This is a genomic window from Anaerobacillus sp. MEB173 (genome assembly GCF_052119505.1).
Taxonomy (GTDB): Bacteria; Bacillota; Bacilli; order Bacillales; family JBJMAU01; genus JBJMAU01.
Genome location: NZ_JBJMAU010000005.1, coordinates 25,576 through 47,522, shown reverse-complemented (window position 1 = coordinate 47,522; position 21,947 = coordinate 25,576). Strand labels below are relative to the sequence as shown.

The window sequence follows — 21,947 nt, the reverse complement described above, 5'->3', positions numbered from 1 at the left end:
AAATTGCTCGACTTTTTCGGTATTCAATTTACTCATAAACTTCTTCAAATGCTTTTTGTGCATCAGCTAAGATTTGGTCCCAATTTCCGTCAGCGGTCTTGTTGATTGTTACAAAATCATTGAAGCCAAAGATGTTATCTACGCCGTCTATTTTGAGTAGGGCGTTTGCTAAAGGATGATCAGTTTCTTGACCTTGGCGTACAGAGGTACTTCCAGAACCCTCAAACAGGGTGCGATTCGCTGTGAGTTTCATTGCGTTTGGATTCGGTGTTGGATCAATAGTTATATCGATTGGCATATATATCCTCCTAGTAATAAAAAATTCCTTTTTACTATCATAGCATGTCTCGTTTAAATTTTAAAATGCATGTTGTTTTACAATAGTTGTTCGACTTGTCTTCGGCGTCTTATAAGTTTTTGCAAACGTTTTTTGTGTTTCGTTACTTTCTGCTTGTCTGAATTTGTGAGTGCCTCATAAAGCTCCATGAGCTCGTAATCAATCTCCATATTCATAATGTTATAGATTGTCTTTGGTTCAAGGTTATGGTCATAGTCCGTGTACTCAACAATCGCTCCGTTTTGATTCATCATTATTTTTTCACTCCCATCAATTTCAATAATGGATTGAATCGTTCCCGTTTTGTAGGACGTGATGTAGAGGGGACCACCGGTAAACTTCTTTACAATTCCATTGCCACTAAATTGTGAAATAATAATCTCAATTGCTTCCCCAATTGCTTCATCGTTAACGATTAAATGATCTAAATTAATTGTCAGTGTTTTTCCTTTTTTTGAAAAAGGGATCTCGTAAACATTTTGATTTGAATCGATCATCAGAAAAATTTTCTCTTCATCGTATCGCCAAAATAATGAAACGTCTTTGTCGATCATTTGTTTAAGAAATTGTTGAAGCCCATTTCTAGATAATTCAATATAAACATTATTGAATTCCGCTTCATAGGAAAATGGCATAAGTTTTCCACCCCTTTACTAAACATATGTGTTTGTGAAATAAACGAAGCGGGTAGTCTTTTCCTTTGAGAAAGGGATAATTAACTTACATCTATCGTATGAAGAAACTGAGGAGAAAAGAAGTGATAATCTCAATATGATAAAATATTTATCAATATCAATCTTATGAGCTATTCCTATATATTATGTAGAAAAAGAAAAGTGATCATGAAAATGTCATGATCACTTAACGTAATAATCTTGTTACTGTTAGGAGAAGGTAAAACCATAGCGTTTTGAAATAATATCATAAAAACCGAGCGAGTTATAAAGACTTTTTGTTGCTAAGTTATTAATGCCAGTCTCCGTTTCAATTACTTTAATATTTTCGGTTTCAGCCCAATGAATAACCTGTAATAGTAATCGTTTTGCAATCCCTTGATTTCGATGTTCTTTATGAACATAGAGGTCGTTCAGCCACATATAATAGCCGCCTTTTTCAAGACTAATACCGATGTTGAAAAACGCTACCCCAACAATGACCTCTTCATCCTCAACAACAAACATGTGTGCCAAAGAGTTGTCTTTAAGTGTTAGATCAATACTAGCAATAAGCAGCTCATATGCATTATCTGCTCCAATAGATTCCATTTGTCCCATCATAAGATCCGCAATTTTTAGTCGCAACGATTGATCAGCATCGTTGGGTACTTTGTATACTTTCATTTGTTTTACCTCCCCATGAAAATTACCAATTCAAAAAAACATTTTCTATATTTTCAATCTCATCCAAGAATAGAGTACCACAAAAAAAGCAGGGTGAGTAAAATCTCCACTGCTTTTTTAACAAATTATTATTAATTTATTAAGTTAAGTGATCATATAAGTCTTGAATCTGATCTTGATATTTTGCCAATTGTTCTTTTTCAGCTGTTGTAGAGTTTGCAAATGCAGACGATAGATTATTTTTTGCTTTTTCGATCTCAGCTATAGCATCTTCGAATTGTTCAGGAGTGGTAGCCAACATGACTTTTTGCTCGGCAATTTCTACGGCTTTTCTAGCTTCTTGAAAGAGTTTATTCCCCATTACGCCCTCCAGAATGATTTGATTTGGTTCGATCGTCATCAACCATGTTCGGTATTACTTCGTAGCGTTCTTTTGAATACTGACCAGGTTGTCCGGCGCCTTTTTTTGCTTTTGGTTTTTTAGCCATTTTATCTACCTCCATAACGGTTTTGCTCATTTCAAATGTTAGCATCCCCAGATAAAACAGCGTTATAACGTAGAAAATGTTGGATGAACTTATTTAAGGTTAAAGATGTCCTCTAAAAAGATGGCAATCCCATCTTCTTCGTTAGATTTCGTCGTTGTATTTGCAATGTTTTTCAGCTCGGGGATTGCATTCCCCATTGCAACTCCCAGGCCTGCATATTCAATCATTTCTAAATCATTATCTTCGTCACCAAAGGCAATGATTCTTTCTTTTGGGATTGAATAATAATTAGCTACTTTTTGTATGCCAACGGCTTTATTTAGCCCAGATCTAACAATTTCAATCATGTTCCATGGAGCAGCCCATACACGTTGATCTACCACTTCAGCATGAGATTCCTTTAGAAGCTGTCGTAAATCATGCAAATGATGATCATGAGGATGAACGAGAATTGATGTTGGATTTTCATCTAGGATTAAATGCAAATTGCCATAATCTACAGGGGATTGCCCCATATTAAAAGTATTAATAATGACTTCATCATGATAACGCAGGTAAAAATCATCAATAATTTCAACCATAATATTTTGAACTCGGAAAGCTTCACATGTTTCAATAATTGTTTTGGCAGTTCTTAAATCCATTGGCGAATGAAATGTACCAAAGTCTTTATGAAGGGGATGGTGAACAAATGCGCCATTAAAATTAACAATCGGTGTTGTTAACCCGAGCTCTTCATAATACATTTTACTTGCGCGATATGGACGTCCAGTAGCAATCATGATAAGGTGGCCCTGCTCCCTGGCTTTTGCAAGGGCTAGTTTTGAACGGTTTGAAATCGTTTTTTCATTTCTTAGCAGTGTCCCATCTAAATCAAGTACAATTAGGTGTTGTTTTTGCATAACGACTCCTTTTTTAATGAATTTTAGAATTAGTGATCATTTTTACGATTTTTCCTGCTGTATACGTTGTTTTCGACAATGTATGAAAAATTTTGACTTTGTACAGGTAATCTTTATTTTTTCATGTTATAGTAATAACCGAACATGTATGAATGGAGGAGCAGTTCAATGAACAAATATTTTCTGAAAAAGAACTTTATTATGTGCATTATTCTTATTGGTTTATTAGTGATAGCAGGATGTTCTTCTGAAGCTGAGCAAGAACCTGATCCGAATGATATTTCACAATTAGGCAAGTATGTTCCAGAATTCTCGTATACAAATCAACATGGAGAACCATTTGGGTCTGAAGATTTGGCAGGTCAATATTGGATTGCCAACATGATTTTTACAAATTGTAATACGGTTTGTCCGCCGATGACAATAAATATGGCTCGACTTCAAGAAATGCTGCGTGACTCTGGGTTGAGTGAAGTTCAACTCGTTTCTTTTTCTGTTGATCCTGCGAATGACACACCAGCATCTTTAAAAGAGTTTGGTGAGAAACTAAATGCAGACTTTAGTAACTGGAATTTTCTAACAGGTTACGAGCAGGAAGAGTTTGCTGATATGGCGTACGAAACGTTTATGACAATTGTAGAAAATGAACCAGACTCAGATCAAGTACAACATGGAACGAGCTTTTATTTAATCGATCCTACTGGCTTGGTTGTTCGATTAATTGGCGGACTTGATCAGCCAGATGAGGAATTGATAAATACGATTGCCAAAATAGTAAAATAATAAAAAAGTAGGTGTGCCCTCATAATGAAAAGATACAGTATTATTCTATTCATAATTTTCCTGTTTATTTCTGGATGTTCTTCAAATGAGAATTCTACACCAAATACATTGGCTCCTTTAGATGTTGAATTTGAAATGGTTCCTGAGCAAGTTCAACCTGGAGATGTAGCTCAAATAAAAGTTTTTTTATCCCAGGATGATAAACCAGTGACTGATGCACGGGAGGTATTATTTGAAGTTTGGAAGCATAACGGTGGGGAAGAACATGAAATGATCGAGGCAGAAAATAATGGAGATGGCTCTTACTCGATCGAATGGCAATTTGAAGAAGAATGGGTTTACTACGTGTATTATCATGTAACAGCAGCGGATGCACATCGTATGCAAAAATTTATCATTGGTGTTGGTGATGTGAATGTTGACGAAATTGTTGATTCAGGTGAAGCGGGCCGAACACAGTGGTAAAAGATAATTTAGAATTGAGAATGTAGAATATAGAACTATAAAAGCAAAGAATGGGGAAGTAATTTTGAATTATGATCTTACTTTTTTCCGTTCTTTTTTGTATAGGAGGATTTTGTGAAATATTTAACAGTCCGATTTTGTTTTTTTGATACAATTAGGGAAAGATGAAAGAAAGGGTGAAGAGGATACATGTTAACTGAACGAAAAGTCATACCTGTAAAAGAAGCTGTAAAAAAAGTATTAGCTTATTCAAAAAAAGGTGAAATTGAATACATATCGATTGATGAGTGTGATAATCGTTACTTAGCAGAACCAATTAGGGCTGATCATGACGTGCCTCCTTTTGATCGTTCTCCTCTTGATGGTTTTGCGATCCGAGCTGAGGATACGCAAGGTGCATCAATGAATAATCCTGTTGAATTGGAAGTAATCGAGGAAATTGGTGCAGGTACAGTTGCAAAAAAAGTTCCGCAAAAAGGACAGGCCATTCGGACGATGACCGGCGCTAAGATGGCAGAAGGAACGGACGCAATTGTTATGTTTGAGTTAACAAAGGAAGTAAAACGAGACGGAAAAACCTATGTCATTATCAAACGATCGTTCCAGCCAGGGGACAATATTTCTTTTCAAGGGGAAGACACGAAAAAAGGAACGGATCTCGTTGAGCGAGGGAGGCAAATTGATCCTGGTGTAAAAGCGTTATTAGCGACATTTGGATATGCGAAAGTTCCTGTATATAAAAAGCCCCTTGTTGGCATTTATGCAACAGGAACAGAATTATTAGATGTTCATGAAGAACTGCAACCCGGAAAAATCCGTAACAGTAATGCTTATATGGTTGCTTCGCAAATTAAAAAGGTTGGTGCAGAACCAAAGTATTTTGGGAAATTAGCCGATGATTTTGACAGCTGCTATACAGCGATTTCTAACGCATTAGCTGAAGTTGATGTTCTTATTACAACAGGTGGAGTTTCAGTCGGAGATTATGACTTTCTACCGGAGATTTATGAAAAACTTGGTGCCAATGTATTGTTTAACAAAATTGCAATGCGTCCTGGAAGTGTGACAACAGTTGCTGAGTGGAATGGTAAATTACTTTTTGGATTATCTGGTAATCCGTCAGCATGCTATGTTGGGTTTGAACTCTATACGCGACCATGGTTAAAAACGTATTTTGGTTCAAATAAGCCACACCTAGAAAAAGTACAGGCCGTACTAGGAAAAGATTTTTTAAAACCAAATCCGTTCACACGGTTCGTCCGCGGCAAAGTGAGTGTAAAAGAAGGAAGGCTATATGTAACACCGGTCGGATTAGATAAATCAGGTGTTGTTACTTCTTTAGCAGATGCCAATGCACTGATTACTCTCCCTGGTGGAACAAGGGGTTATGAAGAAGGGACCACCGTAGATGCCCTATTGCTCAGTGGAGATGGAAGTGAATGGCCTTGGGAATAAAAAATAAAATCATTCAAATTGCTGGTTACAGTAATAGCGGGAAAACAACACTTGTAGAAAAGCTTGTTTCCTATTGCTCCAATGATGGCCTACTTGTTGGAACGCTAAAACATCATGGTCATGGGAGAACATTAAAGTCTTTAGATAAAGGCAAGGACTCATGGAAGCACCGTAATGCAGGTGCGATGGTAACAGGAGTAGCCAGCAACCATCAGTTTCAACTTCATTTAGCAACATTGCCTACTGACTGGAGCCTGGAAAAGATGTTAGAGTTTTATGATAAGCTTCCATTAGATCTTATACTGATAGAAGGATTTAAACGAGAGCCTTTTCCAAAAGTAGTCATAGTTCGTACTGAGGAAGGGTTAGAGCTGCTTGAACAATTAACGAATATTATAGCTGTTATTACGTGGATACGACTTGAGGAAATAAAAGAAAAAATGAAGGTTCCTGTCTTTTCAATCGAAGAGGAACAAGAGTACTTAAATTGGATAAAAGAACAGGTGAATAAAGAAGATGAGTGAAAAAGATTTTCTAATTACTAGTGAAGTAATCTCAATTCAAGAAGTTGTCGATAAGGTTGTTCATCCCAATGCTGGCGCCATTAATACATTTATTGGAACTGTTCGTGAATTAACAAAAGGAAAACGAACATTGTATTTAGAATATGATGCCTACGTACCGATGGCTGAAAAGAAACTTGCCCAAATTGGTGAGGAAATTAAAGAGCAATGGCCGGAAACAAGAGTAGCGATTACGCATCGAATAGGAAGGTTAGAGATAACTGATACCGCTGTTGTAATTGCTGTCTCAACTCCACATCGTGCTGATTCATATGAAGCAAGCCGTTTTGCGATTGAGCGTATAAAGGAAATCGTACCAATATGGAAAAAAGAACATTGGGAAGATGGGGAGAAATGGATTGGTGATCAATTAGAGAGAACACCTTACCCGACAGGTAAGCCAGAAGAGGAGCATTTATCATGATTAAAGTATTATTATTTGCTGCCTTTGAAGAGGCATTAGGGAAAAGAGAATTAAGCATGGAAGCAAGTTCACTAACTGTTGCACAATTACGTGAAAAACTTTCGGCAGAGTATTCTTCTCTTCCTTCACTCGACAACGTCATGATCGCTGTAAATGAGGAGTTTGTTGAGGATAATGCCATTTTGCATGAAAATGATGTTGTGGCGATCATCCCGCCTGTAAGTGGGGGGTAAGTTAATAGTTAATAGTTAATAGTTGAAAGTTAAAAACCTCTCCTAAAGTGGAGAGGTTTTGTTTTTCATTCGCCGCCGAATCGGCTGCGAATCTTTTCGCTCATCATTTTTGGTGTCCATTGCGGTTCCCAAACAACTTCAACATTAACAGCATTAACAGTTGGTAATGTTTGAACTGCAGACCTTACACCAGTTGTCATCATATCGTGAAGCGGGCAGCCAGGAGTTGTCAATGTCATTTTAATATCTACAACACCATCGTTTTCAATCTTTACGTCATAAATTAACCCTAGATTGACAACATCTACACCTAGCTCAGGATCGATTACTGTTTCTAATACTTTTAATACTTCCTCATTATTTAATACGAATTCAGCCATCTGAAATTCCTCCTTTGAATTATGAATGCGTAAATACAGCTAATACATGGACTAAATAATAGATGGTAGCAAGTCCAAAACTAATTTGTCCGATAATTATGAGAAGAGGTAATTGAATCGCCATACCGACTGCAAGAATAAGTAATGTCACTACACAACCGATAAAGCGGACGTATACCTTTTGTTCATCAATTAAATCATGCAATGATGGCACCTGTTCTCTTCCAACTTGATTTCCAAAGCGGAATGTCCACCATAAAAATGGAACAATTTTAGATGTATATCCTAAAATTGTTAAGCTAACCCATCCAAATAAATAAACTAAACTAATGATTGAAAGGAATGTTAAATTAGAAAAAAGTTGCGGTTGAATCATTAAAAGAACAATCGCGATACCTGTTAAACCAATAAATCCATCAAGAATTCGAACCGTAACTAATATTCCTTTACCAGGGTTCTTTTTGAAGCGGGTTTTAATAATCTGCTGTACATGGACTCTGTAAACAAGTAAGCCGGCAAGAAACACGACAAAACCAATCCAAGTCAACATAAATCCTGCTTGAAGAAAGAAGTTTGCAGTAATAATCAGTAGTGCAACATGGAACAAAATTAAAATCCATTTTTGTAAGTTTGTTGGAAAGTCATGTGACAAATAAAACATAGGTAACATCTTAAAGCTGTAGCCAACAATTAAAAAAAGAAACCAGCCAACTAATCCAAACCAAATGTGTGCTGCCAATATTGACGTGTGCAAACCATTTAAAAACGGATGTCCAAAGTTTATCGCCATAAGCAATCCGGAAACAACAGTTAGAAGTAGATAAAACAAAGCGCTATACGTTGCAAAAATAATCGTATTGAAGTTTTTTGTTTTTATAATTGTGATGACGATATTAGTTATAAAAAGCAGAACTCCAATAACGACAAGTGATGCTGAAATTGCCAGCGTAATTAAATTAAATTGAAAGAAACCGAGTAGCATACCGACTAGGCCGCCAGTAAACGCAAAATAATGAATCATTCCTAGCTTTGTGCTATATAATTCACTTTGAATGACTACAGGAACAAGTTGGTAGACTGCCCCCATCACGAGCATTGTCGCCCATCCTAAAATGAATAAATGGACTATTCCTATTGCAAATGGTAATCGAACTTCTGTGAAACTAAACGTATCACCGGAAAAGACAATCAGCACAGAGAAAATGAGCAGTGATAGGAATCCTGTAATCATAAAAGCAAATGGTAAGTAAAATGCACCTTTTGAATTCTGTAAGGCACCTTGACCCATTCCACCGCCGAAGTTCATGATCTTATCCCTCTCTCTTAATTATAGTAATTTCAACCGAGCCATCGTCCATTTCCATATGTGAATATCCATAACCTAATTGCTTTAATTCCTCGATGAGAAAGACGGGCACCCGGTCATTTCGAATAATAAGTGTTTCACCATCATTCATTTTTTCTAATTGACTTAATGTGCGCATCATTGGTTGTGGTGGCTCTAAACCACGATTATCTAAGCGATATGGTTCCATTGCAGAAACCTCCTTTATTTTTACTGGATCGGGAACTTTAGCTGGTGGCTTTAAGTTATCCCAGTCCGTGTTATCTTTTTTCTTTTTTCTAAAGAATGAGAACAAACCTTTCTTCTCTTCCTTTTTAATAAAAGTTGTTATAAAGTGATCGTCAGCAATTTTTTCAACGTCATTAGTAAAGCCTTTTGTCCTTAATAACGTTTGGAGGGGCTTTGGTTTAAAGGTTGAATGTAGTATGAAAGTGTCCCCAGCTTCAACTTGTTTAACAACTGCCATGATCTTTTGAAAAGGTTCTAATTTATTTTTCAAATCTTCACGGACATCTAGTTCATATACCTTTCCTTTACTACCCATAAGATAACCCCCTTTCTATTCATCATCTTATAGAAAAGAATTGCATCCTTAGTATGAAATGTTTTTGCTTTTCTGAGATAAGTATAGTTTAAAATGTAATAACCATTCAGTGATACTTATCACAATTGATTCCCATTATCAATTAAGTGCGTATTATTTGCATTTTTTACTATTCTGTGATAGTTTTCACATCTTGAAAAGGGGTTGTTTGGTAAATTATGAGTTAAAGGGGGTATGAAAAGTGATTTCTTGTAATCGAATCCGTACTGGTGAGGATGACGTTATTGTAGTTACGGGGGGGACAAAGCCTCACATAGGGGCAGTTGTTATAGCTAACTGGATAAATGATCGCGTCAATATTATCAGTCATGGTTTCCCGCATCATAAAGAGGAAGAGTTGTTTATTGATTTGGCAAAAGTATGGTGTGGAATTAATAAGAAGACAACTGTCATAACTGGTGGTATCCATATTGATGATGCAACAAAAGAACAAATTAACAAACTGGTTGATGAAACATGGCTCTCTTTTTTTCAACTTATCTCTGATAAAAATGAAGTGTGAAAAAATCAGGTAACTCTTTTTCTTATGCAAAAAAGAGTTACCTGATTTTTTTATTACTTGTTTTATAATGAAAATTCTAATAAAAAATAAAAATACAGTTGATTTTATTTTTATTCATCCTTATAATAAACTTCACATACAAATTTATTAAGAGGGTGAAAAAAATGAAAGTAGCAATTATCGGAGCAACTGGATATGGGGGAGCGGAATTAATACGGTTATTACATAATCATCCAGAAGTTGAGCTTTCGTCAATTCACTCATCATCCCAATACGGTGTGCCGATTCAAGATAGTTATGGCCACCTTATAAATAAAACGGATCTTATATTAGAAAAGATTGATACAGATCAGATTGCGAAAACGGTGGATGTAGTGTTTATGGCTACACCATCAGGTATCTCAACTGAGTTAAGTCCAGAGCTTATAAATAAAGGTGTAAAAGTAATCGACCTCTCGGGGGATTTACGGATAAAGGATCGTTCTTTGTATGAAAAATGGTACAAAAAAAATGCAGCGAATGATGAAACGTTAAAAGAAGCGATCTATGGTTTGCCAGAGTGGTGTAAAGAAGAGATTAAGACTGCTAGTCTATTAGCTAACCCTGGTTGTTATCCTACAGCAGTATTGCTAGGTTTAGCACCACTAATTCAAAATAAATTAATTGAAAGAGATTCGCTGATCATTGATGCGAAATCTGGGGTAACAGGGGCTGGACGTTCACCGTCAGCGGTTACTCACTACAGTGAGATGAATGATAATTTTAAAATATATAAAGTGAATGCTCATCAGCATATTCCTGAAATTGAGCAAATGTTAAATAGATGGGATCAATTGGATTCCCCAATTACGTTCAGTACACATCTAGTTCCGATGACTAGAGGAATTATGGCTACCATGTATGGAAAAGCAACAAAAGAAATGACAGAAGAACAATTACGAGAATTGTATAACGAGCAATACGGTAAAGAGCCGTTTGTCCGTATTCGTAAGCAAGGAGCATATCCGTCTACTAAAGAAGTTTACGGCTCTAATTATTGCGATATTGGCGTTACGTATGATGAAAGAACCGGCCGCATAATGGTTGTGTCGGTCATTGATAATTTAATGAAAGGTGCGGCCGGGCAGGCTGTACAAAATTTAAATATCATGATGGGAATTGATGAAAAAACAGGACTTGATTTAATTCCAGTTTATCCATAAAAAGAAAGTATTTTCAGAGGTGATTTACGGTGGGAACGAAGAAAGAACAAGCTGAAGTCAGAGTAGTGGAAGATGGTAGTATTACAGCACCGAAAGGATTCTCGGCTACAGGAGTCTATGCTGGAATTAAGAAAGATAAATTAGATTTGGGCGCCATATATTGTGAAGTACCCGCTAGCAGTGCGGCTGTATATACATTGAATAAAATACAGGCAGCTCCTTTAAAAGTGACGAAAGAAAGTATCGCCAAAGAAGGAAAGCTGCAAGCTGTAATCGTAAATAGCGGAAATGCCAATGCATGCACAGGAAAACAAGGAGAAAACGATGCGTATGAAATGAGAAAGCAAGGGGCATTAACCTTGAACGTACCGGAACATTATGTAGCGGTCACATCAACTGGAGTCATCGGTGAACCAATGCCAATGGATAAAGTAACGGCAGGGATTTCTCAGTTACAACCAGAATCATCAGTTGAAGGAGCTGAATTATTCAGCAAAGCGATTTTAACAACGGATTTAGTTATAAAGAATGCTTGCTTTCAAACCGATATTGATGGAAAAGAAGTGACGATTGCCGGTGCTGCAAAAGGATCAGGAATGATTCATCCGAACATGGCTACAATGCTTGGCTTTATTACAACGGATGCCAATATTGAGCCAGAATGGCTTCAAGTCGCACTAAGCGAAGTGACAAATAAAACATTTAACCGTATTACAGTTGACGGTGATACATCAACAAATGACATGGTTGTTGTCATGGCAAGTGGATTAGCTGAGAATAAGCCGCTAACTAAAGAACATCCAGATTGGGAAACGTTCGTATTAGTTTTAGAAAAGACGGCTCAATCATTAGCGAAGAAAATTGCTCGCGATGGTGAAGGGGCGACAAAACTAATAGAAGTTCAAGTGAATGGTGCAATAAATGATGAGGAAGCAGGAAAGGTTGCCAAACAAATCGTAGGTTCAGATCTTGTGAAAACTGCAATTTTTGGAACTGATGCAAACTGGGGCCGAATCATTTGTGCAGTGGGTTACAGCGGGGCAGAAATTAACCCTGAAACGATTGACATTGCACTTGGGCCGATTGTTACATTAAAAAACAGCCAACCAGTTGCTTTTTCTGAAGAAGAAGCAAAAGAATATCTTCAAAATGAAAACATTACGATTATTGTAGATTTACACGTAGGGAACGGTAGCGGCTTAGCTTGGGGCTGCGACCTCTCGTATGATTACGTGAGAATCAATGCAGGGTATAGAACGTAATTAATTTAGAATTTATAATTTATAATTTAGAATTGTTGTTTGTGTTTCAGGGAGGTATTGAATTACTTCTCTGAAATATCTTAGAAGGTTTTAATTATTCATTATAAACTATCAATTATACATTAAAGAAGGTGAGCTCATGGGCGAGATTGTTGTTGTGAAATGTGGAGGGAGTACGATCAGTAACCTCTCTGACAGTTTTTTTGAAAGTATTAAAGCGTTAAAAGAGAATGAACAGATTCCGATTATCGTTCATGGCGGTGGACCGGAAATAAACCAAATGTTAACGACGTTACACGTTGAAAGTGAATTTATTGATGGTTTACGAAAAACAACGGGAGAAGTACTAGATGTTGCTGAAATGGTATTATGCGGCAAGGTAAATAAACATTTGGTTCATAAGTTACAAGTTGCAGGATTAAATAGTATCGGATTGTCAGGCTGTGATGGTCAGCTACTTAAGGCAACGCCAATTAATAAAGAAAAGCTCGGTTTAGTTGGTGATGTTGAATCAGTAAATGTTAGCTTTCTTACGTTAATGATCGACAATGATTATGTACCGATTATTGCACCAATTGGGCTAGGTGAAAACGGAGATCGCTATAACATTAATGCAGATAGTGTTGCCGGATCTGTTGCCGATGCAATTGGGGCACAGCAATTATTGTTCGTAACTGATGTTGACGGAATCTTAAATAAAGAAGGTAAATTGATTGAGAAATTGACAACTGAAGATGTTGAATCTCTGATCTTGGACGGGACAATATACGGTGGAATGATTCCAAAAGTAAAAGCAGCCTTAAAAAGTTTACAAGGAAAGATTCAAGAAGTCGTTATTATTAACGGAAAAGGAACAACATTATTTGAAAATGGTGAGCTAGTCGGAACAAAGATTGTAAAAGTCAGTGAATTGACTCCGCTAAATCAATAATAAAGTAGGTGTAATCAAAATGAGTTCGTTATTTCCAACATACGCCAGATGGGACATCGCTGTTGAAGAGGCACATGGGACAACAGTGATTGACCGAAATGGAAAAGAATATTTAGATTTTGTTTCTGGGATAGCTGTTTGTAACTTAGGTCATTGCCATCCAAAGGTGGTAGGAGCAGTTCAGGAACAATTAAATAAAGTATGGCATGTTTCAAATCTATTTCATATTCCACTACAAGAGGAAGTTGCTCAATTACTAGTAGAAAACTCATCTGGGGATTATGTGTTTTTCTGTAATAGTGGAGCTGAAGCTAATGAAGCAGCTATTAAATTAGCTCGTAAATATACAGGGAAGAAAAAAATTCTTTCATTTAAACAATCATTTCATGGTCGAACAATGGCGACGTTATCGGCAACAGGACAAGAAAAAGTTCAGCTAGGCTTTGCTCCTTTACTGGAAGGATTTGAATACCTTCCATATAACGATGCTGCATCAGCAATGGAAGCAATTAATGAAGATGTTGCTGCTGTTATGATAGAAGTCATTCAAGGTGAAGGCGGAGTAAATCCAGGGGAACAGGAATTTATTGAAGCCGTAGCAAAAAGCTGTAATGAACATAATGTTCTCTTAATCATTGATGAAATCCAAACTGGAATTGGTCGTACAGGTAAGCCTTTTGCTTATCAGCATTATAGTATCTCACCTGATATTGTGACAGTGGCTAAAGGGTTAGGAAATGGTTTTCCGGTAGGTGCATTAATTGGTAAAGAGAAATTAAAAGAAGCGTTTGGTCCTGGCAGTCACGGATCAACATTTGGTGGAAATCCATTAGCAATGGCTGCAGCAAAAGCAACCTTAACAGAGATATTTAATGAACAATTTTTACAGGATGTTGAAGAAAAAGGCATTTATTTAATGAATCAATTAAAGGAAAAGCTTAGTAAAAGTAACATTGTAGAAAATGTTCGTGGTAAGGGGCTAATGATTGGAATTGCTTGTAAAGAAGAAGTAGCGAATCAAGTGACACAACTACGACAAGAAGGACTACTTGTTTTGAATGCTGGCCCTAATGTTATTCGCTTACTACCAGCATTAATCATTTCGAAAGAAGAAATTGATCAGGCTGTCTCGTTATTAGAAAAAGAATTGGTAAAGTAACGATTCTTTTTTTGGATATAAATGAATAAAAATACTTATGGAAATATAAATATACGGAAATGGTTGTTAGGAGGGAGAATGGTGAAAGGTTATCTTGTACTTTCAACAGGAGAGATTTTTGAGGGTGAATGGGTAGGCAGTAATGAAGAAGTATACGGTGAAGTGGTTTTCTTTACAGGGATGACTGGATATCAAGAGGTTATTACTGATCCTTCTTTTAAAGGTCAAATTGTCGTCTTCACTTACCCGTTAATTGGAAATTATGGAATTAATGATATAGATAATGAGAGTAAAGAACCGCAAGTATCTGGTGTGATTATGAGCGAGTGTAGTCAGAGTGGTTTTCACTATGAATCAACGACTTCCTTCGGGCAGTGTCTGACTGAGAAAAATACTCCGATGTTAGTTGGTATTGATACAAGAGCGGTAGTTAAACGAATTCGTGAACTTGGAGACATGGGCGCAATTATGACGACTGACCTTAGTGAAGTTGACTTTACAACGAAGAAGCCTATTGGAACGAGAAATTTAGTTGATGAAGTATCGACGAAAACAATCGAAACATTTGGTTCTGGTGACCTTCACGTTATTCTAGTAGACTTTGGTTACAAAGCATCGATGGTGACTGCATTAGTAGAAATGGGCTGCAAAGTGACAATCGTGCCATATAATACAGACTATGAAACTGTAAAAAGCTTCTCACCTGACGGAATCTTATTTTCTAATGGGCCAGGGAATCCAAAACAGCTAGTCAATCAATTAGTAGAAATCAAGAAAATTGCAGAAAGCTATCCTTCGTTAGGAATTTGTTTAGGCCATCAATTGCTTGCTTTAGCCTTTGGAGGGGAAACAGAAAAATTACGTTTTGGTCACCGTGGAGCAAATCAGCCTGTTCAAGATTTAATGACAAATCAAGTGTATATGACATCGCAAAATCATAGTTATGTAGTAACAGATGAAAGTATTGCGGAAACAGGTTTTTCTATTCGCTACAAAAATATTAATGATGGATCAGTTGAAGGGATGGTACACAACAGTTTACCAATAACGTCTGTTCAATTTCACCCTGAAGCACATCCAGGACCAAGTGATAGTCATGCAATCTTTACCCACTTTATTCAAGAAATGAGCAGCAAGAGGAGAGAGAAAGTATATGCCTAAACGAACAGATATAAAAAAAGTACTCGTTATTGGTTCGGGACCAATTGTAATAGGGCAGGCCGCAGAATTTGACTATGCAGGAACACAGGCATGCCTGGCATTACGAGAAGAAGGAATTAAAGTTATTCTTATTAATAATAATCCGGCTACGGTAATGACGGATGAAGCTTGTGCGGATGTTGTTTATTTTGAACCTTTAACTGTTGAAAGTATTGAAAAGATTATTCAAAAGGAAAAGCCAGATGGCATTCTTGCAACGTTAGGTGGTCAAACAGGATTAAATCTAGCATTGTCACTTCATAAACAAGGCGTTCTTGAAAAGTATAATGTTCCACTCCTCGGCACACCAATCGAATCGATAATGAAAGGTGAGGATCGTGAAGAGTTTCGTGCTCTTATGCAAGAATTAAATGAGCCAGTTCCGGAAAGTCAAATTGTAGATAATGTTCAAGATGCAGTTTCCTTTGCAAATGAAGTAGGTTACCCAATGATTATTCGTCCAGCTTATACATTAGGGGGAGCTGGTGGAGGTATTGCTAACAATGAGCAGGAGTTCCGAGAAATCGTTGAGGGCGGGCTTGATGCAAGTCCAATTACACAATGTTTAATTGAAAAAAGTATCGCTGGCTTTAAAGAAATTGAATATGAAGTGATGCGTGATGATAATGACACATGCATTACAGTATGTAACATGGAAAACATCGATCCGGTAGGTGTTCATACAGGCGATTCGATTGTAGTTGCACCATCACAAACGTTAACGGATGTTGAATACCAAATGTTACGTTCCGTTTCATTAAAAATTATTCGTGCACTGGGTATTGTTGGTGGCTGCAACATTCAATTTGCACTGGATCCATATAGTAAGCAATATTATTTAATTGAAGTTAACCCACGTGTAAGCCGTTCTTCTGCATTGGCTTCAAAAGCAACAGGCTATCCAATTGCAAGAATGGCAGCGAAATTAAGTGTAGGTTATCATTTGCATGAGCTATTAAACCCAGTAACTGGTCATACGTATGCAAGTTTTGAGCCTGCACTAGATTATGTCGTTGTAAAGTTTCCGCGTTGGCCATTTGATAAATTTTTTGATGCAGACCGTAAGCTTGGTACACAAATGAAAGCGACTGGTGAAGTAATGGCGATTGAGCGTAACTTAGAAAGTGCTTTTCAAAAGGCTGTTCGTTCATTAGAGCAAAAAACAATCGGTCTTGAACTTCCTAAGTTAAAAGGCTGGAGTAATGAGCAACTGTGGAAAAGTGTTACGATTGCCGATGATCGCCGTTATTTTGCCATTTTAGAATTAATCCGTCGCGGTGTCGAGATTGATGAAATTCATCAGGCAACTGGCATCAATTACTTTTTCCTTGTAAGCTGGAAAAAGCTTATCGGCCTTGAAAATGAAGCGAAACAAACAAATTTAAATGATGTGACAACTGATTTATTAAATACGTTAAAGAAAAACGGTTTTAATGATGAATGGTTAGCTCACATTTGGGGAGTAAGTGTCCTTGACGTACGCTCAAAACGAAAAGAATTGAATATCGTACCATCATTTAAAATGGTTGATACGTGTGCTGGAGAATTTACTGCATCAACAGCTTATTATTATTCGAGCTGGAGCGGCGAGAACGATGTTGATGTAACGACTGATAAGAAGAAAATTCTAATCATTGGATCTGGACCAATTCGAATTGGACAAGGAATCGAATTTGATTATTGCTCTGTACATGGTACATTAAGCTTAAAAAATGAAGGCTATGAAGCAATCATTATTAATAATAATCCTGAAACAGTAAGTACCGACTTCTCAGTTGCTGATCGTTTATACTTTGAACCGTTGACATTAGAAGATGTCCTTAATGTTATTGAACTTGAAAAAGTAGAAGGTGTGATTGTGCAACTTGGAGGACAAACAGCTATTTCTCTTGTCCAAGGCTTAGAAGAAGCCGGAATACATTTGTATGGAACAAATAACGATACAATTGATATGCTCGAGGACCGCGGCCGTTTCTATGATTTTATGAAAGCTGTGGAGGTTCCTCATATCCCTGGAGTAACTGCCTATGATGCTTCAGAACTCGTAGAAAATGCTGCGAACATTGGTTATCCAGTCTTACTTAGACCATCATATGTTATAGGTGGGCAAGGGATGGTCATTTTATCAAGCGAACAGGAACTCGTTGAGTATATTAATGATGACGGACAAACAATCGCCTATCCAATATTAATTGATGCTTATCTGCCTGGTACAGAAGTAGAAGTCGATGCCCTTACAGATGGCAAAGAGGTACTTATCCCTGGAATGTTTGAACATATTGAAAAAGCAGGTGTTCACTCTGGTGATAGTATGGCGATTACACCACCATTTTCATTAACAGCTGAACAAAAAGAAACAATTTGTACGTATACAAAGAAAATTACACTAGGAATGGACTTCAAAGGTGTATTTAATATTCAATTTGTTATCTATGAAGGCGAGATTTACGTTATTGAAATCAATCCAAGGGCTTCAAGAACGGTTCCGATTTTAAGTAAAGTTACGAATATTCCAATGGTTGCGTTAACAACAAAACTCTTACTTGGTTATTCATTAAATGAGATTGTTAATGTTGCGGGCTATTTACCTGAAACACCATATTACACAGTAAAAGCACCAGTCTTCTCAAGTTCTAAACTTCCAGGAGTAGATCCGCTGCTAGAAGCAGAAATGAAGTCAACCGGAGAATTAATTGGAATTGCCGGAACAAAAGAAGAGGCGCTAAAGAAAGCATTTGCATGGAGTGAAGGACAAATTCCAGCTCTATATCGCAAGTCAGGTTCAATCTATTGCCAAGTAGCTGCTGACGAATGGAAGGCATTTGAAAATGATGCAAAAGTAATGCAAACACTTGGTTTCACACTTGCCGTTGACCAAATTCCAAATGAGACATCATTAACTAATCTTTCGGAATTGTCTTTTGAACAGTGGCTATCAGAGGAAGATTCACTTGCATTCATCAGCATCCCAAGCAAAGGACAAAAAACAGGCAAACAAGAGCGTTTACAAGCATTAAAGCACCGCTTAACTGTCATTACAGAACTATCAACATTAAAAATGATGCTAGAAAGTCTAGCAGTAGAACAAACGGATGTAAAACCAATTCAGCACTGGTTAGAAACTAAAGAAAATGTAAAAACAATGTAAAATGTAAATAAATACATTTTGAAAAGAGAATTCATCGAGGGTATACTTCGATGAATTGTCTCTTTCTTCTAGAAAATACATTCACTAATTATACATTTTACATTATAAATTTTAAATTAAGGGTAAGAGGTGACACTTGATGTTAAACCAAACAAACATAGATGCTAAAGACTTAAAGGGTAAGGACTTTTTAACTTTACGAGATTTTACGAAGGAAGAAATTTTCTATTTTCTTGATTCAGCAATTTCACTTAAGAAAGCTCAAAAAGAGGGAAATTGTCCTCAATTACTTAAAGGAAAAACTCTTGGAATGATCTTTGAAAAATCATCCACTCGAACTCGAGTTTCTTTCGAAGTTGGGATGAGCCAACTTGGTGGGCATGCATTATTTTTGAGCCCGCGAGATTTGCAAATCGGTCGCGGGGAACCAATCTCTGATACAGCAAAAGTCCTTTCGCGTTACGTGGATGGAATAATGATTCGTACTTTTGCTCATCAAACGATTGAGGAGTTTGCTGAATATGCAACTGTTCCAGTGATTAATGCTTTAACTGATGATTATCATCCGTGCCAAGTACTAGCTGATTTAATGACGATCTATGAGCAAAAAGGAACATTTGAAGGACTTAAGCTAACATATATTGGTGACGGAAACAATATGGCTCATTCCTTATTAATTGGTGCGGCCAAGGTTGGAATGGATGTTGCGATTGCTTGTCCTAAGAATTATGAACCAAAGGATGAAATTGTTGCTGCTGCTAAAGAAATTGCCAAAGAAACTGGGGCAACTGTAACGATTACGAACGATCCAATTGAAGCAGTTACAGATGCAGATGTAATCTATACTGATGTGTGGGCGAGCATGGGCTTTGAAGAAGAGCAAGAAGAACGTGAAAAAGCATTTTCTACGTATCAAGTGAATCAAGAGCTTGTCTCACATGCGAAGGAAACATATATTTTCCTTCATTGTTTACCAGCACATCGTGGAGAGGAAGTTTCTGCCGATGTGATTGATGGCCCTCACTCTGTTGTATTTGATGAAGCAGAAAATCGCCTTCATGTCCAAAAAGCAATTATGGCTGCAACGATGTAAGAAATAAAAAACGTGGGGATGTCACTTATGAGACATCCCCACGTTTTTTTGTATGTATTGTGAGTAAAGAGTTAAGAATTTAGAGTTTAGAGTTAAAGTCTTCAAAAATAAACAATGAAGCCTCCTTAAAAAACCTAAAACAACTCTAAACTCTACACTTTAAACTCTAAACTAATTCAATTACTTTCTTCGCTAAATCATTATAGTAAGGATAAAGATTTGTTCCTTCTTCAAAAATTGTGGCAGTTTCACCATCATCATTAGGCATCGCAAATGGAATTGAAGCAAGAATGTCAGTATTTAAGGCTTCAGCTAACTGATCACCGCCACCTTTACCAAAAAGGTAGTATTTTTCCTCAGACTCAGGAGGTGTAAAGTAGGCCATATTTTCTACGACACCGATGATTTCATGGTTTGTTTTTTGAGCCATTGTTCCAGCTCGTTCAGCAACATGTGTCGCTGTTTTGTGAGGTGTTGTCACAATAATTTCTTTACAACTTGGCAGCATTTGATGCATATCAAGTGTGACGTCCCCAGTTCCTGGCGGTAAATCTAAAATTGTATAATCTAATCCTCCCCATATAACATCTTTGAAGAAGTGCTCTAGCATTTTCCCAAGCATCGGTCCGCGCCAAACAATGGGCTCATTTCCTTTTACTAAAAAGCCCATACTCATGACACTTACACCGTGTGATTCAACAGGAATAATTTTTCCGTTCATTGTTTTTGGTCTATCATTAATATTTAATATTTTTGGTACGCTAAAACCATAAATATCTAGATCAATAATCGCTGTTCTTTTTCCAAGACGTGCAAGACTAAGTGCTAAATTAACGGAAACCGTAGATTTACCAACCCCGCCTTTTCCGCTCGTTACAGCAATAACATTTCCTTTAAGCAAATATTCCACTCTCCTTTTAACACTAACGCTGTTTTCCATTGTAAATAAAGTGTTTATTCCTAGTCTGTGAAAAATATCACTAATATTGCTAACAGTCCTATTAACTTCCCCTAAAATACCAAGTTTAACAGAGACAAGAAAAATGGATATTGTCAATATAGTTGTTACTTTGTCACAAAAAGTATAAATAAAGACGGCGAAATTTTAAAAGTGTGAGTATCCTCACATTATTAACGTTGTTTTAGTTATAAACTATAGCTGTAGGTAATGCCTACTGGTTAATGAATGGAGTGGTTTAAGGTACTCTGTATCCGCTAATAATTATGTAATGGAATTGTATAATTTTGAAGTGTTAGATATTTGTGTGTGCAGACACAAATAGTATAGTTTCCCACTTCATCTTTAAATCCGATCGCCCAAAGGATAGCAGTTTTCACTTGTCATTTCTTTCATTAATATTAATTTTAAGAAATTTGATTCCCCCTAAGAATCGAATTTTTATAGAACTGCCAAAGCAGAAGCTTTGGTAGTTTTTTTATATAAAAATAAAGCTATATTTAAAAAGAAATATTTACAATTTTAAGGAGGAATTATGTCGAAAAAATGACATATGATTGACGAAATGTGAAAGAGTGATAAAAGTCACACTTCTATTTTTTGTAAAGGTGTAATGTTGCATCTGTAAGAAATATTACAGTTCTTTTACAACGGAAGGGATATTTACCATTTAGCTTATTTTCTTACATATCAAACAGCTTGAAAGGAGGGAAAAAAGTGAAAAATACTGTACTTATATTCTTTCTAACATTTTTTGTAGCTTTTGGAGGTGGATATTTATTCTATCAAAGTAAAGCACCCGCAGATGTAACGGCTGATAGTCCTCCACCTGTAACTGAGGCTGAGGAAACGGAAAACAATGATGCTGAACCTACTGAGGTAGCGACTGAAGGGGAGTCAATTCCAGAGGAAGCTAGAGCGATTCGGGATTTTGGCTGTCTTCAATGTCATAGGGTGTCAACTGTAGGTATGGGAGAGGCAATGACTGGTCCAGATTTATCAGATGCTTTTAACGTTGTTGAAGGCAAGCATGGTAAATCAATTGAAGAGTATCTTAAAGAACCTACTACGGCTGTAATGTCTTCAGTAATGGACACAGTTACTTTATCAGATGAGCAAATTCAAGCTATTGTGGATGCTTTACAATATGTGAGCGAAAATTAAAAATTAATA

General features: G+C 36.8%; 25 protein-coding genes. 15 read left to right on the top strand and 10 right to left on the bottom strand.

Translation table 11 applies throughout. The annotated features are described in order from the left end of the window. Positions 1-28: 28 nt before the first annotated feature. The 6 genes from ACJ2A9_RS12060 to ACJ2A9_RS12035 all read right to left on the bottom strand — a co-directional run bounded on the left by ACJ2A9_RS12060 (position 29) and on the right by ACJ2A9_RS12035 (position 3,067). A complete protein-coding gene (locus ACJ2A9_RS12060; RefSeq protein ID WP_441421914.1) occupies positions 29-298 on the bottom strand; it encodes a NifU N-terminal domain-containing protein in 270 nt (89 codons plus the stop codon). Between the two features lie 77 nt (positions 299-375). Continuing rightward, on the bottom strand, positions 376-972 hold the full coding sequence (locus tag ACJ2A9_RS12055) for a hypothetical protein (protein ID WP_441421913.1): 597 nt from the start codon (positions 970-972) through the stop codon (positions 376-378). A gap of 249 nt (positions 973-1,221) precedes the next feature. Next, positions 1,222-1,677: a GNAT family N-acetyltransferase gene (locus ACJ2A9_RS12050; protein WP_441421912.1), complete on the bottom strand. Its 456-nt coding sequence runs from the start codon at positions 1,675-1,677 to the stop codon at positions 1,222-1,224. A 139-nt stretch (positions 1,678-1,816) separates the two neighbouring features. Continuing rightward, a complete protein-coding gene (locus ACJ2A9_RS12045) occupies positions 1,817-2,038 on the bottom strand; it encodes a DUF3813 domain-containing protein (RefSeq protein ID WP_441421911.1) in 222 nt (73 codons plus the stop codon). Further along, positions 2,028-2,195, bottom strand: a complete 168-nt coding sequence (locus ACJ2A9_RS12040; RefSeq protein ID WP_441421910.1) for a hypothetical protein — start codon at positions 2,193-2,195, stop codon at positions 2,028-2,030. Before ACJ2A9_RS12040 ends, ACJ2A9_RS12045 begins: the two co-directional genes overlap by 11 nt. A gap of 59 nt (positions 2,196-2,254) precedes the next feature. Continuing rightward, positions 2,255-3,067, bottom strand: coding sequence for a Cof-type HAD-IIB family hydrolase (locus ACJ2A9_RS12035; protein WP_441421909.1), 813 nt, complete (start codon positions 3,065-3,067; stop codon positions 2,255-2,257). Between the two features lie 168 nt (positions 3,068-3,235). Here ACJ2A9_RS12035 and ACJ2A9_RS12030 point away from each other — a divergent pair, with 168 nt between their 5' ends. From ACJ2A9_RS12030 to moaD, 6 genes are all read left to right on the top strand, one after another. Continuing rightward, positions 3,236-3,850 carry an SCO family protein gene (locus ACJ2A9_RS12030; RefSeq protein ID WP_441421908.1) on the top strand — a complete coding sequence of 205 codons (615 nt, stop codon included), beginning with the start codon at positions 3,236-3,238 and terminating at the stop codon, positions 3,848-3,850. A gap of 24 nt (positions 3,851-3,874) precedes the next feature. Continuing rightward, entirely contained in the window at positions 3,875-4,315 is a 441-nt protein-coding gene (locus tag ACJ2A9_RS12025; RefSeq protein WP_441421907.1) for a FixH family protein, read from the top strand. A 189-nt stretch (positions 4,316-4,504) separates the two neighbouring features. Beyond that, a complete protein-coding gene (locus tag ACJ2A9_RS12020; protein WP_441421906.1) occupies positions 4,505-5,770 on the top strand; it encodes a molybdopterin molybdotransferase MoeA in 1,266 nt (421 codons plus the stop codon). Then, positions 5,755-6,294 (top strand): molybdopterin-guanine dinucleotide biosynthesis protein B, encoded by a 540-nt coding sequence (gene mobB, locus ACJ2A9_RS12015; RefSeq protein WP_441421905.1) that lies wholly within the window; start codon positions 5,755-5,757, stop codon positions 6,292-6,294. The genes ACJ2A9_RS12020 and mobB overlap by 16 nt, the downstream gene beginning before the upstream one ends. Then, positions 6,287-6,757, top strand: a complete 471-nt coding sequence (locus ACJ2A9_RS12010; RefSeq protein WP_441421904.1) for a molybdenum cofactor biosynthesis protein MoaE — start codon at positions 6,287-6,289, stop codon at positions 6,755-6,757. The genes mobB and ACJ2A9_RS12010 overlap by 8 nt, the downstream gene beginning before the upstream one ends. Further along, complete coding sequence (moaD, locus tag ACJ2A9_RS12005) at positions 6,754-6,990, top strand: molybdopterin converting factor subunit 1 (protein WP_441421903.1); 237 nt, start codon at positions 6,754-6,756, stop codon at positions 6,988-6,990. The genes ACJ2A9_RS12010 and moaD overlap by 4 nt, the downstream gene beginning before the upstream one ends. Before the next feature lie 65 nt (positions 6,991-7,055). Here moaD and ACJ2A9_RS12000 read toward each other — a convergent pair whose 3' ends face one another. The 3 genes from ACJ2A9_RS12000 to ACJ2A9_RS11990 are packed head-to-tail and all read right to left on the bottom strand — an operon-like array spanning position 7,056 to position 9,259. Then, positions 7,056-7,370 carry a metal-sulfur cluster assembly factor gene (locus tag ACJ2A9_RS12000; RefSeq protein WP_441421902.1) on the bottom strand — a complete coding sequence of 105 codons (315 nt, stop codon included), beginning with the start codon at positions 7,368-7,370 and terminating at the stop codon, positions 7,056-7,058. 19 nt (positions 7,371-7,389) lie between these two features. After that, entirely contained in the window at positions 7,390-8,676 is a 1,287-nt protein-coding gene (locus ACJ2A9_RS11995; RefSeq protein WP_441421901.1) for a hypothetical protein, read from the bottom strand. A gap of 4 nt (positions 8,677-8,680) precedes the next feature. Next, positions 8,681-9,259 (bottom strand): DUF2249 domain-containing protein, encoded by a 579-nt coding sequence (locus tag ACJ2A9_RS11990; RefSeq protein ID WP_441421900.1) that lies wholly within the window; start codon positions 9,257-9,259, stop codon positions 8,681-8,683. A 241-nt stretch (positions 9,260-9,500) separates the two neighbouring features. Here ACJ2A9_RS11990 and ACJ2A9_RS11985 point away from each other — a divergent pair, with 241 nt between their 5' ends. The 8 genes from ACJ2A9_RS11985 (at position 9,501) to argF (ending at position 19,816) form a co-directional block, all read left to right on the top strand. Next, a complete protein-coding gene (locus ACJ2A9_RS11985; protein WP_441421899.1) occupies positions 9,501-9,821 on the top strand; it encodes a hypothetical protein in 321 nt (106 codons plus the stop codon). A gap of 164 nt (positions 9,822-9,985) precedes the next feature. Continuing rightward, entirely contained in the window at positions 9,986-11,023 is a 1,038-nt protein-coding gene (argC, locus tag ACJ2A9_RS11980; RefSeq protein WP_441421898.1) for an N-acetyl-gamma-glutamyl-phosphate reductase, read from the top strand. Positions 11,024-11,052: 29 nt separating this feature from the next. Beyond that, complete coding sequence (gene argJ / locus ACJ2A9_RS11975) at positions 11,053-12,285, top strand: bifunctional ornithine acetyltransferase/N-acetylglutamate synthase (RefSeq protein ID WP_441421897.1); 1,233 nt, start codon at positions 11,053-11,055, stop codon at positions 12,283-12,285. Between the two features lie 139 nt (positions 12,286-12,424). Further along, a complete protein-coding gene (gene argB, locus ACJ2A9_RS11970; protein WP_441421896.1) occupies positions 12,425-13,216 on the top strand; it encodes an acetylglutamate kinase in 792 nt (263 codons plus the stop codon). 19 nt (positions 13,217-13,235) lie between these two features. Further along, a complete protein-coding gene (locus ACJ2A9_RS11965) occupies positions 13,236-14,375 on the top strand; it encodes an acetylornithine transaminase (protein WP_441421895.1) in 1,140 nt (379 codons plus the stop codon). Positions 14,376-14,456: 81 nt separating this feature from the next. Next, positions 14,457-15,536, top strand: a complete 1,080-nt coding sequence (locus ACJ2A9_RS11960; RefSeq protein WP_441421894.1) for a carbamoyl phosphate synthase small subunit — start codon at positions 14,457-14,459, stop codon at positions 15,534-15,536. After that, complete coding sequence (locus ACJ2A9_RS11955; protein WP_441421893.1) at positions 15,529-18,723, top strand: carbamoyl phosphate synthase large subunit; 3,195 nt, start codon at positions 15,529-15,531, stop codon at positions 18,721-18,723. Before ACJ2A9_RS11960 ends, ACJ2A9_RS11955 begins: the two co-directional genes overlap by 8 nt. 139 nt (positions 18,724-18,862) lie before the next feature. Beyond that, entirely contained in the window at positions 18,863-19,816 is a 954-nt protein-coding gene (gene argF / locus ACJ2A9_RS11950) for an ornithine carbamoyltransferase (protein ID WP_441421892.1), read from the top strand. Between the two features lie 166 nt (positions 19,817-19,982). On the opposite strand, the gene ACJ2A9_RS11945 is transcribed toward argF, so the two are convergent. After that, positions 19,983-20,756 carry an Mrp/NBP35 family ATP-binding protein gene (locus tag ACJ2A9_RS11945; RefSeq protein ID WP_441422183.1) on the bottom strand — a complete coding sequence of 258 codons (774 nt, stop codon included), beginning with the start codon at positions 20,754-20,756 and terminating at the stop codon, positions 19,983-19,985. A 735-nt stretch (positions 20,757-21,491) separates the two neighbouring features. On the opposite strand from ACJ2A9_RS11945, the gene ACJ2A9_RS11940 reads away from it, so the two are divergent. Continuing rightward, the gene (locus tag ACJ2A9_RS11940; protein WP_441421891.1) at positions 21,492-21,938 is read left to right on the top strand and encodes a c-type cytochrome; all 447 of its coding nucleotides are present in this window, start codon (positions 21,492-21,494) and stop codon (positions 21,936-21,938) included. The last annotated feature ends 9 nt before the right edge of the window (positions 21,939-21,947 follow it).